We start from the raw sequence: 16,253 nt of genomic DNA on the forward strand, positions 1-16,253 counted from the left end.
CAAAAATTGGGTTTCCTGATCCCAACATCATTTTCCTAATCAGTGCATCATATGGCCGCCAATCTGTTCCAACGATTTCCCCTTCGTTTCCGGCATCACTTTCCATACAAAGATTAACTGCAGGACCATGAATCCAGCGAAGATCAAGAACGTCGTTCCCCCTCCCGCCCATTCACTGAGCATGGGAAAGAAGAAGGTGATGATGGCCGCCATCACCCAGTGGGTCAAACTGCCCAGCGTCTGCCCTTTGGCGCGTACCTCATTGGGGAAGATCTCGGCGATGAACACCCAGATGACCGCGCCTTGCGAAAAAGCGAAGAACGCGATGTAAACCATCAGGTATGCCGTCACGGCCAGCCCATTGGGGGCGGCGGAATAAAACGAATGCGACACGAAGCCCAATGCAGCGATGAGGCCGAAAGAGCCGATGAGCATCAGTTTCCTTCTGCCGACTTTATCGATGACGTTGATGGCAATCAAGGTGAATGAAAAGTTGACCAGTCCGATACCTACAGTGGAGAGCAGGGAGCTTTGGGCACCCAGCCCGGCCATTTCGAACACGCGGGGGGCATAGTAGATAATGGCATTGATGCCAGATACTTGGTTGAAAACTGCAAAAATAATCGCTAGGAATACCGGGAAGCGGTATTTCTTGCTGAATAGTGATGTCGTGCCCCCATTTTCCTTTTCTGCTTTTACCGATGCAAGGATGGCCTCCAGCTCATCCAGGTAATGTAAGGGATTGATTTTTTTGAGTACCTGCATCGCGGTATCCCGATTTTTGCGGTGCAGGAGCAGCCAGCGTGGGCTTTCGGGTACGAAGTGGATCAGAATGTAGAACAGCAGGGCGGGGAAAGCCTGTACGCCCAGCATCCAACGCCATGCATTTTCACCTCCTTGCCCGATGAGGTAATTGGATAGGTACGAAACCAGGATGCCCAACACCACATTGAATTGGAATAATCCGACTAACCGGCCCCGCTTGTTGGCGGGCGAAATTTCGGAAATGTATATGGGCGCTGTCACGGACGATACGCCGACCCCGATGCCACCCAGAAACCGGAATAGGATGAATACCGACCAATCGTGGGCCAACGCCGTGCCAAGCGCCGAGAAGAAATACAGGATCGCGATCAGGAATAAGGTGCGTTTGCGACCAAATCTGTCGGAGGGATAAGCCCCCAGCAGTGCTCCTGCCACCGTACCCAATAGCGCAATAGCCATCGTCACACCATGTTGCACTTCACTCAGGTTCCAATGGACTTGGATTGCCTTCTCTGCCCCGGATATCACGGCGGTGTCGAAACCGAAAAGGAAGCCTCCCAAAGCCACCACAAACGACCAAGCTATTACGGTATTTTTTGTCATGCGAAATTCAACTAAGTTTTTTAATCGGTTATCGTAAGGGACAAATGTCGTCCCGCCGTGCATTCCGGTCGTTCAGAATTAGTTCAAAAGTGTGTAGTATTGTTTCAAAACCACAATTGCCTTAAAATCAAGGCGTTTTGTGTTTTTTGGAAATGCGGGATTTCGATTTTATAACGGAACCTTTCGATAAATGGACACGCCGAATGGCTGAGTTGCTAAATATTTGCCGTGGATAAACCAAGGGACGGGGTATTTTTGGTAAATTCACCTAGAATTATGAACCGGAGCGATGGCGGCATCCCCACCATCGCTCAGATTAGGTTAACTGCGGCGATGAAAAAACATTGGATTATTTTTATGCTTTCCCTAGTGGTAAGTGTACAGGCCTGTAACTTCGTTGAAAAGAAACCAACGATACGTATTGCCTTTTCCCAATGCGTGGGTTCGGATGCTTGGCGGCAAACGATGCTGGAGGAGATGCGACGCGAACTGTCCTTTCATCCCGATGTCGAATTTATTTACCGTGATGCGGACAACAGCAATGAGCGGCAAATCGAGCAGTTGCATGAACTGCGCAGTATGCGCCCGGATCTGATCATCGTGTCGCCCAATGAGGCCGAGCCCTTGACGCCTGTGGTGGACCAGATTTTCCAGCATGGGATTCCGGTGATCGTGACTGACCGCAAGACCTCCTCGGGGCTATACCATGCGTATGTGGGGGCGGACAACTATGAGATCGGTTATATGGCAGGTCAATACCTGGCGCGCCGCCTAGGCTATGTCGGTACCATCAGCGAAATAACCGGCTTGCCGGGATCATCCGCCACCATCGAGCGTCAACGGGGGTTTCATGAGGCATTGAAATCCTATGCCGGAATACGGTTAAAGACACAAATCAATGGCCAATGGTTGATCGATGTGGCTAAGCGACGGGCAGCGCAGCAAATGGCCGACCTGTCCCAGTCGGATGCCATATTCGCCTACAACGACCAAATGGGATTCGGCACGTATCAGGCGCTGCGGAAAGCCGCGCTTAAGCATCCCATAAAAATCGTAGGGGTAGATGCTTTGCCGGGGGATAACAATGGATTGCAATTTGTGTCTGAAAAGGTATTGGACGCCTCCATGCTTTATCCGACCGGTGGCAAAGAGTGTATCCAAACGGCGATGGCGATATTAACTGGGCAACCCTATCAGCGGGAAAATACCTTAAGCACCTTGGTAGTGGACTCTTCCAACGTGCAACTGATGAAGCTGCAAACGGACAAGATCATCAGCCAGCAGGCGGATATCGATAAGCAGCAGGGGCTGTTCGCCGAGCAGCAGCAGATTTTTAGTAATCAGCAACGCGTACTCAACATTTTGGTAGTCAGCTTGGTCCTCGCTGTGGTGTTTGCCGGGATCGCTTTTTATTCGTTGAAAGCCAACTGGGAGAAAAATAAGCAGTTGGAGCACCAAAACCACGAAATACTAGACCAGCAGCAACGGATACTGGAGATGACCAACGAGGTCGAGCAGGCCACCGAAGCCAAGATTAATTTTTTCACCAATATCTCCCACGAGTTCAAGACACCACTATCGCTGATCTTGGTGCCCCTTGAAGAGTTGCAGAAAAATAGCCGATTGGGGGAGGAACCCCACCGGCTGCTGGCACTTATCAAGAGGAATGCCTTAATCTTGCAGCACTTGGTTTCGCAACTGATTGATCTACGGCGGGTGGGATACGAAGGACTACATATCAAAGCAAAACGGCAAAATATGTTACTGTTTTGCCACAACGTGGTTCAATGCTTTCGCCCCTTAGCGCAACAGCGGGCCGTCAATCTCCGCCTAGAAAATCAAGTGGCTGACACCACGTTGTGGTTTGACGAGGATATGATCGAAAAACTGCTGTACAATCTACTATCAAATGCGTTTAAATTTACACCTTCCCAAGGTGAAGTTGTGCTGAGAATAGGTCGCCCATCTGTAGCGGAGAACATGCTTGAAATCCAAGTGGCCGACACCGGTGAAGGGATTGCCGAAAGGGATATCGTTCACCTATTTGAACCGTTCTATCAGGGTGAAAACCACGCCAAAGGATCTGGTATTGGACTCGCATTGTGTAAGGAAATTGCGGCGCTACATCACGGCACGATCACCGTACACAGTAAGCAGGGAGCAGGAACAACGGTTACGGTTTGTCTCCCAAAGGGCGATGGGCATCTGAATGCGGAAGAGCGTGCCACATTGCCACCCACTGAGACGATGAACAACGTACGTGAGGCCGAGCCACTTTTGGCTACTTTAGACCCTGAGATCGCCTTAGTGAAGGAACACGGTTTGTACGGTGCTACGGATTTTGACACGGTAAAGCCACATTCGGTATTGATCGTGGAGGATCATGCAGAAATGCGGAAATTTCTCGCTGAAAAACTGGCTGAACAATTTACGGTATTTACGGCTTCCAATGCCAAGGAAGGGCTCGACCAAGCGTATGCACAGGTACCAGACCTGATCATTTCTGATGTACTGATGCCGGGCGAGCTCGGCACCGTATTTGCCAAGAAACTTAAGGCCGATGTTCGAACCGCCACCATACCGATCGTCCTACTAACAGCGAGAGGTTCGGAAGAGCAAGTGCTGACGGGATTAGATACGTTGGCAGATGCCTACCTGACCAAGCCATTTAACATGGATTACCTGCTTGGTACGGTAAGCAACCTGATTAACAATCGAATGTTGTTGCACCACCATTTTAGCAGCGATGCAGTCGAACTTCGACCGAATGCGAAGGCTGCTCCTGCAGACCGGCGATTCCTGAATGAGCTGGCTGCATTGGTGGAGGAGAATATTTCGAACAGTAAGTTGAATGTAGATTTCATCGCTGAACGACTTGCAATTTCCCGCATTCAGTTGTACCGCAAAGTAAAATCGTTACTAGCATGCAGCATCAATGACTATGTTTCGATTCGACGGCTTCGGAAGGCAAAATTATTACTTCAGCAAGGTATACCGATCAACCATGTAGCCTATCAGAGCGGCTTCTCATCCCCCGCTTACTTTTCGACAGCCTTCAAAGGGAAGTACGGTATTTCACCCTCTGTTTTTAAGAAAAATCTCCTGGAAGCAACCCCGTGACCGAAGATATGCTACTTTAAATTTGGCGGGAAGGAATAAAGTAGTATTTTTATGGATTGGTGAAATGAACAACCTTATTTATCGTATGAAACAAAACCTATTGATTGTCTCTGGTTGTCTTTTCTTATCTATGACAGCATACACACAAGACTTTTCAGCCTTTGAATCCAAACAGCTCATCCACCGTGGCGATACGCTGCCTTACCGGATTTTGTATCCGGAGAATTATGACTCGCAAGGGAATTATCCGGTACTCTTCTTTCTGCATGGCGCTGGTGAGCGAGGAAACGATAATGCAAAGCAATTAACACACGGAGCCAAATTATTTTTGACAGATAGCATGCGCCATTCCTTCCCAGCTATTGTCATTTTTCCGCAATGTCCTGTAGATTCGTATTGGAGCAACGTAGACATCCAATCCCAGGTGGAGGGCAAACGCGAATTCTATTTTCGCACGAGCGGAAGGCCGTCAACAGGAATGGCATTATTCCTGAAGCTGATGAAGCATACCCTGAAAAATGAAGCAGTCGACGAAAACCGGATCTATATCGGAGGCTTATCAATGGGCGCCATGGGTACATATGAGGCCCTGCGGCGTAAGCCTAAGGTTTTTGCTGCGGCATTCGCCATTTGCGGCGGTGACCATACGTTCAATGTCAGAAAATACGCACACGTACCGCTATGGATATTCCATGGGGAGCAGGATGATGTGGTGCCACCTACGCACTCCCACGCCATCGTGGCGGAATTGAAGCGCCTGGGCGCGAGCCCGAAGTATACGTTCTATCCGACAGCCAACCACAATAGCTGGGATGCTGCTTTTGCGGAACCTGAGTTGTTGCCTTGGTTGTTTAGCCATATCAAGCAGTAAACATTTTACTGTAACACTTGGCTACCGGTGGGGTCTAAATGTTCATAAAAGGGTTTGAGATGTCGGTCAAAATGTCCAATAGTGAAAATGTGAAGCTGTCGTTGCAATCGATCAGCAGCAACAAATTGCGCACGTTTCTGACGGCGTTGATCATTGCTATCGGCATCACGGCGCTGGTGGGTATCCTCACCTCCATCGATGCCATCAAGAACTCGCTGACCGATTCGTTTTCTGCCATGGGATCCAATTCGTTTAATATCCGCAATAGGGGATTAAATGTGCAGATCGGAGGTAGCGGTACCCGGCCCAAGCAATTTCCGCAGATCAGTTATTACCAGGCAAAGGCATTCAAAGACGAATTCGACTATCCCGCCATTGTATCATTGAGTACCTACGCTTCCTTTGGCGGTACGGCGAAATACAAGAGTGAGCAAACGAACCCCAATATCAACGTATTGGGTGCCGATGAAAACTACCTGCAAACCGCTGGGTATAATCTATCGATTGGTCGTAACTTTTCGTTGCGCGAAATCGAATATGGCAGTAATGTGGTCATCGTCGGTTCGGAGATTGTTGCTCGGCTGTTTAAGAAAAACGAGGATCCGCTCGACCAATTCATCACGATAGGAAATTCCCGGTATGCTATCATTGGTGTTTTGGAAGATAAAGGGTCGAGTGCTGGTTTCGGCGGTGATAAGGCGTGTATCATTCCGTTGCTGAAAGCGCGTGCTGTGATGGCTTTAGGACACCCTTCCTATACCATTACAGTAATGGCCTCCAATCCACAGCAGATTGAATCGGCGATTGGCGAAGCTACAGCGTTGTTTCGTAATATCCGGGGAGTTCGGGTAGGACAGGAGACTAATTTTGAGGTGACCAAAAGCGATGCTGTGGCCCAAATACTGATTGAAAGTTTGACGTACGTTACCTTCGGGGCAATTGTCATCGCCCTGATTACGCTCATCGGTGCTTCTATCGGACTGATGAACATCATGCTGGTATCCGTGACGGAGCGTACCCGAGAGATTGGCATACGCAAGGCGATTGGGGCAACTCCGACTGTTATCCGGCGGCAGTTTCTCACTGAAGCTATAGTAATTTGTCTCATGGGAGGTTTTGCCGGCATTTTTTTGGGGATATTGATTGGCAACATACTTGCTGTCGTGATGGGCGCAAGTTTTATTATCCCGTGGAATTGGATTATCCTGGGTGTGGTGGTTTGTGTGGGCGTGGGTATGATATCCGGGTATTATCCGGCCTCCAAAGCCTCAAGGCTTGATCCTGTAGAGGCTTTGCGGTACGAGTAATCCCCGTTCATAACAACGGCTATCAGCGTAAGCGCTTCAGTTTTATATTACGGAATGAAATGGGTGTGCCCTCGTTCTGAAAAAGAAGATGGCCTTTTTTTGCTTGACCAAAGCCATCCAGATCTTTATACTTACTGGACTCGATTAATGTGGCAAATCGAGCCGTACTTCTGTCGTAATGTACTACCCTGTCTCCATTTAGCCAATGACTGATTTGGTTACCGTTAACAATAATCAGCGCCTTATTCCATTGCCCGAAAGCTTTTACGTCTTTTTTTGCGTCGGCTGCTATCAAATCATAAAGCGAGGCGATTGAGCGAAGCTGACCGCGCTCCGGGTACGTGTAGTTGATGTCGTCCAGGATTTGATACTCCAGCCCTAGGTAGACTCCCGGTTGATTTGAAAAATCGTTGGTCACTAAATACTTTACGCCACTATTCGTCTTTTCCGAAATCGTAAATTCGAACGTCAATTCAAAGTTGTCGAACCGTTCTTTCGTAATGATATCCATTTGTTTGCCATGCGGAATGGCCGTAGCTGAAAGCGCCCCATCTTTGATTTCCCAACCGCCTTCCGCCAGCTTTTCCAGCCCATCAAAACTTTCACCGTCGAAGATCAGTTCCCAACCGTCGGCTTTTTCTGCTGCTGATAAGGTATTTGGCTCTTGGGCGAGCATGCAAAAAATGGAGGACGTGAATATGAAAAATAAGCTGGTCAATGTTTTCATCGTTTATCTATTGGATTTGATTAATTGGCTGCAAGAAGAACATCGGTGTTCTTCTTGCAGCGCTTCTATTTATATTTTGGGCTCCCAGCCGGGTTCATATGTACGGCTCCAGAGCTTTTCGGCTTCGGGATCGCCGATGATATGGCCGTTTTTGGGATCTAACCTGAGGTCGCGCCCCACGCGCCAGGCGATATTACTAAGCAGCATCGCTACGGTACTTTTGTAACCAAGCTCGATGTCGCAATTGGGGCGACGGTCGTTGCGGATCGCATCCAGAAAATCAGCCGCATGCATGCTGTCCATTCCGAGGCTGGGGCTAGCAAGATTCCGTCCCTGCATGGCATTTCCATCGGCAGCCGCTTTTTCTTCTTTGATCAGTTTTCCTTTCAGGTCGTATATTTGGTAAGCATCTTCCCCGGTGTCCAGGCTTCCATTTTCACCGTAGAAGATGATGCCCCGGTCCTTGCCTTCCACGTTTCGCCCATTGCAGCTCCTGCTTTCCCAAAGGAGAGTGGCCCCTGGATATTCGAGGGTGACGACCTGTGTGTCCGGTGTTTCCCAGTCGTCCTGAAACTGATAGCGGCCACCGATGGAACTGACCCGCGTGGGGAAGTCGACCCCAAGTCCCCACCGTGCTACGTCCACTTCGTGGGTACCGTTGTTGAGCGCTTCACCGGTGCCCCAGTGCCAAAACCAATGCCAATCGTAGTGAATCAATCCATCCTGGTAAGCCACGCGTGGTGCCGGCCCCTGCCATAAATCATAATCCAGCCAAGAAGGGACGCTGCCCGGTTTGAGGAACGTTTCCTTCCGTGTATTCGTATACCAGGTTTTAGCCATGTACACCTTGCCGATGATGCCGTCGTGCAGCAGCTCGATGCCTTTGGTGAGGATGGGCGCTGAACGGCGCTGGGCACCCATTTGCACGACGCGATTGTACTTTCGGGCGGCAGCAACGGCCATTTCGCCCTCGGCGGGGTTATGTGCCATGGGTTTTTCTACGTAGACGTGCTTCCCTGCCTGGCAGGCCATGATGGTGAGGGGGGCATGCCAGTGGTCGGGCGTCGCCGTGTAAATCGCATCGATGTCTTTGTTCTCTAAAACATTACGGAGGTCTTTTTCCGATTTCGGTGTTTTGGTTTGACCGGCTTCTGCCACCCGTTTGATGGCTTTCGGAATGGCCCGTTCATCCACATCGCATACACAAGAAACTTCTGCATTCTTCTGGCGGGCGAAGGTTCCGCTCATGCTGGCTCCTCTGCTGTTTACACCAATCATTGCCATGCGGATCCGGTCATTTGCGCCGATGATGTTACGGTAACTTTTGGCCGAAGCGGCCATGGCGGAATTGGTGAACAGACTATTGCCCAAGGAAATAGCGGCCGTGCCGATACCGACTTTTTTGATGAAATCTCTTCTGGAATTTGAGGTCATGATTTTTGATTTATAAGGATTTGATTTTTATATTTTTAAAGAACACCACATCGCCATGATCCTGAAGTAGGACGTGGCCGGTATTGATGGTTCCAAAGCTCGGTTTGACGTCTTTGAATTTGCTTAACTCCCGGGCCTGTTTAAATTCAGGGCTTTTCCGGTCGTACGTCAATACTTCCTGACCGTTTACGTAATGAGTCACTTTGGAGCCCTGGGCCACAATCCGAGCCTGGTTCCATTCGCCGACCTTGATTGCTACCTTATTGGTTACGGGGAGCAGGTCATACAGTGTGCTGAGTTGGCGATTTCCGTGTAAGCCCAGTTTGGCATCGGGATGGTTTTGGTTGTCGATAATCTGGTATTCGGGCCCCAGCCAGCCGCCTTCCTCGTAATTGGTAAAGAAATACTTGATGCCGCTATTAGCGCCTTCGGTAATCTTGAAATCAATCCGCAAATCAAAGTCGCTGTACTGCTCGTCAGAAATGATATCCCGGTGATCTTTGGTTTCGGGACGGACAGACAGCACGCCGTCCGTTATCTGCCAGTCTTCATCGGGGGAAATGCCCCGGGTTGTTTTCCATCCCGTCAGGTCTTTTCCGTTGAAGAGCAGTTGCCAGCCATCGGCTTGCTCTTGGGTGGTCAGCATGTTATCGCGGGTTTGGCCATGTACCCCAACTGCCAGCAGGAGTACGGATACAGATAAAATGAGTTTGTTCATCAGAAATTGTTTGTTTTTAATGGTCTGATGGAACCTGCATTTTCAGCGCCTGTTGTAAAAGACGCTGACATGGCAGGTTTCATTCCTATAAAGTTAACATTACATTTGTGTATATCCATTGTTTTGAATGATTTGTTGGGGATTGGACTGCATGACGGTCATCGGGATCGGATAAGCCAGCATGTCGTCACTCCAGGTGAAGGGGTTAAAGCCATCGGCCTGTTGTTCGGCAACCATTACTTCCTCGGCACGTCCGGTGCGTACGAGGTCAAACCAGCGGTGGTTTTCGAATGCCAGCTCCACGCGGCGTTCCTTTTCAATGGCAAGGAGAAACGCCTCGTCATTACTGAAATCGGTCAGCTCGTAGTCTGCAAGCAGATCGGCCGGTTTTTCGATAGCCGGGTCGCCCGGCGTATTCCGTGCACGCTCCCGGATCTTATTGACGTACAGCAAAGCGGTCGTTTTATCCCCGCCTGTCCGTACCAGTGCTTCGGCATACAGCAGATAGATATCGGCTAACCGCAGTTCGATCCAATTATTTCCATTGTCGGATCCGCTGGTCGCCACATCGTAATATTTCTGTACGTATTTGTCGCGTTCAAACGCACCGGTCTGTGCATTGGTCCATCCGTCGCGCATGGACAGGTATTTCCGGGGGTCGCCTGTTTCGTAGGCGTTCGACATGTCCTGCGTAGGGGCGTTTTCGCCACCTTTGTTGCCGACGAGCACCACTTCTTTGTCGGAAAACCGAGGAGCAAAATTGTTGTTCCACGGACTACCTGTTTGGCCGTCTGGCGAACCTTTCATGTATTGGATTTCAAACAGGGATTCCGCGTTGTTTTTGTTATCCACGTCAAACAAATTGCCATAACCCGCAACGAGCGAATAGGCGCTATTCCCAACGGTTTCCTGAAATTTTTCGATGGCTAGGTTGTAATATTCGTTGCCTTTATTCAGCGGATATCCGGCCATGGTCATGTACACTTTTCCCAGTAATGCGGTGGCCGCACCTTTGGTTGCCCGCCCGATATCACTCCCCGAATACGAGGGTGGCAGGTTGGCTTCCGCAAACTGGAGGTCGGCGATAATAAGCGCATAGATCTCCTCTAAGGGGGCGCGACGCAGTTCATAGGCTTCATCAGGCGTGATTTCTTTGTCAACCTTGATGACACCCAGCAACTCGCCATTCTGTGCGGCACCGCCGAATATCCGGTTTAACCAGAAATAGGTCAGCGCCCGGATGAAGCTGGCTTCCGCCTTGTACTGGTTACGAAGCGGTTCGGAATCGCTTGTGAAGGTGGCGGCATCGCTGCGGCCAAGGACAAGGTTGCACCGTAAAATGGTGATATAGCCATCATCCCAACAGTCTTTGAGAAAGTTGTTTTCGGGGAGTAAAGGGGCGGCAAATTCATCGACCCCTTTTTCGTTGGCGGGATTTCCCGCCAGCCATGAATAGGTAGTATTATCCGAACGGATTTCACCCAAGCGATAGAACGATCCGTTGTAAAGCGTACGAAGACTTGCATATGCAGACAACATAGCCTGATTGATGTCCTGTTGGGTTTTGTAAAACGTACTGGAATTCAAATTGGAAGTGGGTGCCAAATTGATAAAATCGTTGGAACAGGACCCCAGTATAAGTGTGATGACGAGTGATAAGATGATCTTTTTCATAATCCACATGTTTGATTGAGTAAACATTACAGCGTGAGGTTTATACCGAAAATAAAGGACCGGGCGGTCGGGTATCCCAGGTAATCTCCTCCTTTGGTCAGGCCCGCCCCTTGTTCGCTTCCCGTTCCCTCACTGCTTGTTTCGGGATCGTAGCCCGTGTAATTGGTGATCGTAAACAGGTTGGTGCCTGTCAGGTATAACCGAAGTTCACTTATATGCAGTCGATCCAACAAGTTTTGACCCACGTTGTAGGCAAGATTGACGTTTCGTAGGCGTAGGTAGGAAGCATCCTGTACCCAAGCCGAAGAGGGGTCCCGTTGCCAGCCCGTCGGATTGCGGGTGGCCCGGAAGTGGATACCATCACCGGGATCTTCCGATGAACGCCAGCGATTGACCTGTTCAATCATGCCATTACGGTCTCCATGGTAGATCCCTACCATACGTTTGAAAAAGCTGAACACTTCGGCTCCATATGAGGCCGTAAACTGTACGCCTAGGGAGAAGTTTTTGTAGGAAAAGTTGTTCGTCATGCCCGCAATGAAATCAGGTTGATTGTTTCCCAAGAAGGTTTTATCATTTTGATCTAATATGCCGTCGCCATTAATATCGGCATATCTGCCATCTCCTATTTGGTCTGCAGCAAGGTGCGGATACCGGTCCAGTTCTTCCTGCGACATGAAAACGCCTTCGTATTGATACCCAAAGAACGTGGCAATTGGGTGTCCGATCGTCGTGATAAAGGCATTATTGGCATTTGGGGCGCTTCCGAAGATGGGCCGCTGATCGGGGCCTACTTCCAACACTTTGTTCCGGTTGACAGAGATGTTGAAATTGGTGTTCCATTTGAAATCATGAATCAAATTACGGGATGTAACTGCAAGTTCTACCCCTCTGTTCTGTACCTTTCCGATGTTTTGCAGTTGACTGTCATAACCGGTAATGGTGGGTACCTGCACATCGAGCAATAGATCGATCGATTGGCTGTTATAGAAATCGGTTTCCACCCGGATGCGATCGTTAAACAGCCCCAGCTCTAAGCCAAGATTGATCTGTTGGGTTTTTTCCCATCCGAGGTCTTCATTGGGTATCGATTCGGGGTCGACCGTATTTTGCAGTGTACCGCCACCGGGATAATACCCAGGGCTTAGGAGTCCAATGGCGGAATAATTGCCGATGCGATTGTTTCCCGAAATCCCAAAACCGGCTCTGATTTTCAGGTCGCTGATGGCGCCTACACTTTGCATGAATTCCTCCTGGGATATCCGCCAGCCTATCGAAGCTGACGGAAATGTTCCCCATTTGCGGCGTAGACCAAACCGGGAAGACCCGTCACTGCGCAGCGCAGCTGTAAAGAGGTAGCGATCATCGTAGATGTAATTTACCCGGCTCAGGTACGAGATCATTGAGTATTCGGAGGCGGAGCCGGTCAAGTTATACATATTGCCGGCATTTAGCGTTTCGATCTCGTCGTTTGCAAATCCCCGGGCCTCACCCTCTATCTGACTATCCGTGTGTTTTTGTGCGGTATATCCTACTAACGCAGTCAGCTGATGTTTATCCGCGAACGTCTTCGTGTAGTTGAGGGTATTTTCGATGACCCAGTCGTAATCTGTTTCCCGTTCTTCCCTTGATAGGGCCGGCCGGGGTGCCCGGGATGCATCCAGATCCACCGTTGAGGGCTCAAACCGATTGTCTTGGCTGTTTTCAATGCCGCCGTTAATGCTCACGCGGTACTTGAGGCCTTCGATAATTTCCCAATCGGCCGAGAGGGTACCCAGCCAGCCATATCTTTTGTTATAGAGTTTTACCAAATCGGCGACACCCATGGGGCTGGCCACATCTCCGCCCAGTATATCCGGATTCCTGACCATGGAGCCGTAACTGCCATCTGCGTTCCGGATCGGATAGATGGGCGGCAGCTGGAGCGCATACATCACGGCGGAGTACTTGCCTTGATCCTGTTCGCGCCCGTTTGCGGAATAGGCCATGAGGTTCATCCCCAGCTCAATGGTTTTAGTTACTTTTGAAGTGACGGAAGACCGGAAGTTGAACCGTTGGTAGTCCGTGTTGATGACGATACCATCCTGCTTCGTATAACTGCCCGAAAAATTATATTGCGTATTTTCGGATCCGCCGTTTACCGACAGTTCGTTTTGCTGGGTAAGTGCATTCCGGTACAGGAGGTCCTGCCAGTTGTTGTCGGGCATCTGGGCGACCGAGGTAGGGTCCAGGAAGTTATAAAGATAACCACCCGTGCCATCGGGGATGATGTATTGGCCCGTGGCACTTGGATAAAGGCTCCGGCGGGAGTTTGGATCGTTGATGGTGTGTGGGCCTTGGTTGGGGTCACCGGGAATAACCGCTGCGTTCAACCACGCCTCGTTTCTGCCATCGATCAGCCACTGGACGAATTCGTCCCGGTTCATCATGTCGACCTCTTTACCACGCTGCTGGAACCCGACAAATGAATTTACCGAGACTTGTGGGGGGCCTACGTGTCCTTTTTTGGTGGTGATAACGACAACGCCATTGGCACCACGTGACCCGTAAATGGCCGTGGATGAGGCGTCTTTCAGGACCTGGATACTTTCGATGTCGGAGGGGTTGATGAGCCGGAAGGCGTTTCCTTCCATGGGGTATCCATCAACTACATACAAGGGATCGCTGGATTGTGTGATCGAACCGGTACCCCTGACACGGATGGATAAGCTCTCGCCGCCCGGTGCACCGCTGGTTTGCTGCACCTGAACACCAGCCATCTGGCCGGCTATCGCCTCACCAAAATTCTGAACGGGACGATTTTGGATGTTCTCTGCCGATACCGATGCGACGGCAGTGGTGACGTCGGCCCTTCGCTGGGTACCATAACCCACGACCACCACTTCATCCAGGTCGCTGACGGACTCTGTCATCATCGTGTTGATAACGGAAGAGCTGCCAATGGAAACTTCCCGGTCCTCGTAACCAATGATGGTAAATACGAGTGCTTTTTCTTCGGGCGACAATGAAATGCGGTAATTCCCATTCGCATCGGTTGTTGTGATCGCGGAAGTGTTTTTAGCCGATACCGTGACTCCCTCCAAGGGTTCGCCCTTGCCATTGGTGATTCGGCCGGTAATCTCGCGTTGCTGTATGGAGGCACGCACCGCTATCTTTTCTTCCCTTACTTTTTTCATCGATGGACTGACGAGTATGGTTTTTTCGTTGATCGTGTATTTGAGGGACTGCTGCTCCAATATCGCATCAAGGAAATCGGTCAGCGGCATTTTTGTGGCCCTGAAAGTAACCGGGGTAGCGGATCGTACAACCCGGGCATTGTATAGGATATAGTATCCGGTTTGTGATTCTACTTCTTTGAATACATTCGCCAGTGATTGCTTCTTTACATCCAAACTGACCGTTTGGGAGAGCGAGGTGGCGCTGAGGTGCATACAGCTCAATAGTACTAACAATGTCGTAATGTTTATGTGCATGATCCAGCGCTTAACACCGCATAATGGGTTTCTTCGCATGGGAGTTTGAACATCCCATGGACGTACTAAGTTATTTTTCATTAACTTTGATTGTTTTGGATAGTTTATAACGTCGTTTTATAAAATTGGCCATCAATTGGCACATCCGAACAGGTGCAGGGGAGTGCTGGAACCACTTCCCTGTTTTGTTTTTTTTTGATTTATATGGGTTTCATGGGCATACGTTTAAAGGGTTCTTAACTACATTGATTGACTGCTCCCAACAATTAATTGCCGCCCCTTGATGCGGGAATGGACACCTGAGTCTTTCAGGAAATCGACAAAGATCTGCAAGTTGACATTTTTGCTCATTTTGCCTGAAAAAAGTTCTTTAGGGACTGCACCTTGATAGTGAACGTCGATATCGTACCAACGGTCTATTTGCTTCATCATCTGTTCAAAAGGTGTTTCTTCAAAATAAAAGATTCCATTTTTCCATGCAATTACCGTTTCTGTATTCACATTACAGATTTCGGTTTCGGCATTTCGGATGATGCTTTGTTCACCGGGCTTCAGTTGATTAGCCCGATTGGTTTTTAAATTGAGGACCTTAACCGCGCCTTCCACAAGGGTTGTCTTGGTTTCGGGCTCGTCGACATAGGCGGTGATGTTGAACTCAGTTCCTAAAACTTCGATCACCTGACCTGCGGTCAGGACTTTGAAGGGTATGTGGGGCGAAGTTACTCCTTTGCGAGGGTGCGAATCCGCGACTTTCCGGCTTCGCGTCACTTCGAAATACGCTTCGCCTTCCAGTTCAACAATGCGTGCGGAATTATCAAACCGTGAGGGATATCGTAATGTACTGGCGGAATTGAGCCATACCTTGGTCCCGTCGGGCAACGTAATTTGGTACGTACCCCCTCTGGGAGTAGAAAGGGAAAGTGGTTTTGACGTGTCCAACGATTGCTGCCGTTCGTTCAACACAGAACTTCCATCTGCGTAGGTAATTTCATTACCGATGATTACCCCGGTTTGTTCGGTACTTAAGTTGATTGTCTGTCCATCTGCCAATGTGAGGGTGGCCTTGTTGCCTCCCGGTTCGACATCCTGCGCAATTGCTGTAGCCGGTTGGGGCGGTTTGCGAGGCGATGATAAATAATAATACGTGGTACCCAAAGCCGATAAAAGCAGCGCTGCGGCAACATAAGGCAACCACTGGCGAAAAAGTCGAGGCGGAGTCCTTGTGGTTGGGGATTCGTTTTGCAGCCGATCGATAATGCGGCTGCCCAATGCTTCCAGTTGATCGGGGCTCCAGTGCGAAGGTTCCGTATCGCCGATTGCGTCAAACCATTGATCCAGCAAGGCCCGCTGTTCGCCGGTAAGCTCGCCGCTTTGGTATTTCTCAATGAGCCGTTTGAATTTTTCTGTGTTCATATGGTCAGCGCGCAGCTTGTGGGGCCGCTTTATTAGGAAGTCGCTCAACCCTCGTCCTACACACAGCCCGATTTGATTTTTTAAAAAAATTAGTAGAAAAAGTTGCGATCACATCAAAAACACCTAAGTTTGATCCGGTAGTAACCAA

The 16,253-nt window shown here is 49.6% G+C and carries 10 protein-coding genes; 3 read left to right on the forward strand and 7 right to left on the reverse strand.

Going from position 1 to position 16,253, the window contains the following annotated elements; translation table 11 throughout:
- Positions 1-39: 39 nt before the first annotated feature.
- Positions 40-1,368 (reverse strand): sugar porter family MFS transporter, encoded by a 1,329-nt coding sequence (locus IEV98_RS19670; protein WP_188507748.1) that lies wholly within the window; start codon positions 1,366-1,368, stop codon positions 40-42.
- A gap of 276 nt (positions 1,369-1,644) precedes the next feature.
- Between IEV98_RS19670 and IEV98_RS19675 the strand changes: the two genes are divergently transcribed.
- The 3 genes from IEV98_RS19675 to IEV98_RS19685 all read left to right on the forward strand — a co-directional run bounded on the left by IEV98_RS19675 (position 1,645) and on the right by IEV98_RS19685 (position 6,666).
- Positions 1,645-4,488 carry a hybrid sensor histidine kinase/response regulator transcription factor gene (locus IEV98_RS19675; protein ID WP_188507749.1) on the forward strand — a complete coding sequence of 948 codons (2,844 nt, stop codon included), beginning with the start codon at positions 1,645-1,647 and terminating at the stop codon, positions 4,486-4,488.
- A gap of 130 nt (positions 4,489-4,618) precedes the next feature.
- Positions 4,619-5,359, forward strand: a complete 741-nt coding sequence (locus IEV98_RS19680; RefSeq protein ID WP_229738863.1) for a carboxylesterase family protein — start codon at positions 4,619-4,621, stop codon at positions 5,357-5,359.
- A gap of 59 nt (positions 5,360-5,418) precedes the next feature.
- Positions 5,419-6,666: an ABC transporter permease gene (locus IEV98_RS19685; RefSeq protein WP_188507751.1), complete on the forward strand. Its 1,248-nt coding sequence runs from the start codon at positions 5,419-5,421 to the stop codon at positions 6,664-6,666.
- A 22-nt stretch (positions 6,667-6,688) separates the two neighbouring features.
- Here the strand turns inward: IEV98_RS19685 and IEV98_RS19690 are convergent, their stop codons facing one another.
- The 6 genes from IEV98_RS19690 to IEV98_RS19715 all read right to left on the reverse strand — a co-directional run bounded on the left by IEV98_RS19690 (position 6,689) and on the right by IEV98_RS19715 (position 16,105).
- Positions 6,689-7,393, reverse strand: coding sequence for a 3-keto-disaccharide hydrolase (locus tag IEV98_RS19690; protein ID WP_188507752.1), 705 nt, complete (start codon positions 7,391-7,393; stop codon positions 6,689-6,691).
- 69 nt (positions 7,394-7,462) lie between these two features.
- Positions 7,463-8,827: a Gfo/Idh/MocA family protein gene (locus IEV98_RS19695; protein ID WP_188507753.1), complete on the reverse strand. Its 1,365-nt coding sequence runs from the start codon at positions 8,825-8,827 to the stop codon at positions 7,463-7,465.
- Between the two features lie 10 nt (positions 8,828-8,837).
- Positions 8,838-9,545: a 3-keto-disaccharide hydrolase gene (locus IEV98_RS19700; protein WP_188507754.1), complete on the reverse strand. Its 708-nt coding sequence runs from the start codon at positions 9,543-9,545 to the stop codon at positions 8,838-8,840.
- A 99-nt stretch (positions 9,546-9,644) separates the two neighbouring features.
- Positions 9,645-11,219, reverse strand: coding sequence for a RagB/SusD family nutrient uptake outer membrane protein (locus IEV98_RS19705; RefSeq protein WP_188507755.1), 1,575 nt, complete (start codon positions 11,217-11,219; stop codon positions 9,645-9,647).
- Positions 11,220-11,245: 26 nt separating this feature from the next.
- Complete coding sequence (locus IEV98_RS19710; protein ID WP_229738864.1) at positions 11,246-14,692, reverse strand: TonB-dependent receptor; 3,447 nt, start codon at positions 14,690-14,692, stop codon at positions 11,246-11,248.
- Positions 14,693-14,932: 240 nt separating this feature from the next.
- Entirely contained in the window at positions 14,933-16,105 is a 1,173-nt protein-coding gene (locus IEV98_RS19715; RefSeq protein WP_188507756.1) for a FecR family protein, read from the reverse strand.
- Positions 16,106-16,253 lie beyond the last annotated feature (148 nt).

Source organism: Parapedobacter pyrenivorans, from assembly GCF_014636865.1.
Lineage (GTDB): Bacteria > Bacteroidota > Bacteroidia > Sphingobacteriales > Sphingobacteriaceae > Parapedobacter > Parapedobacter pyrenivorans.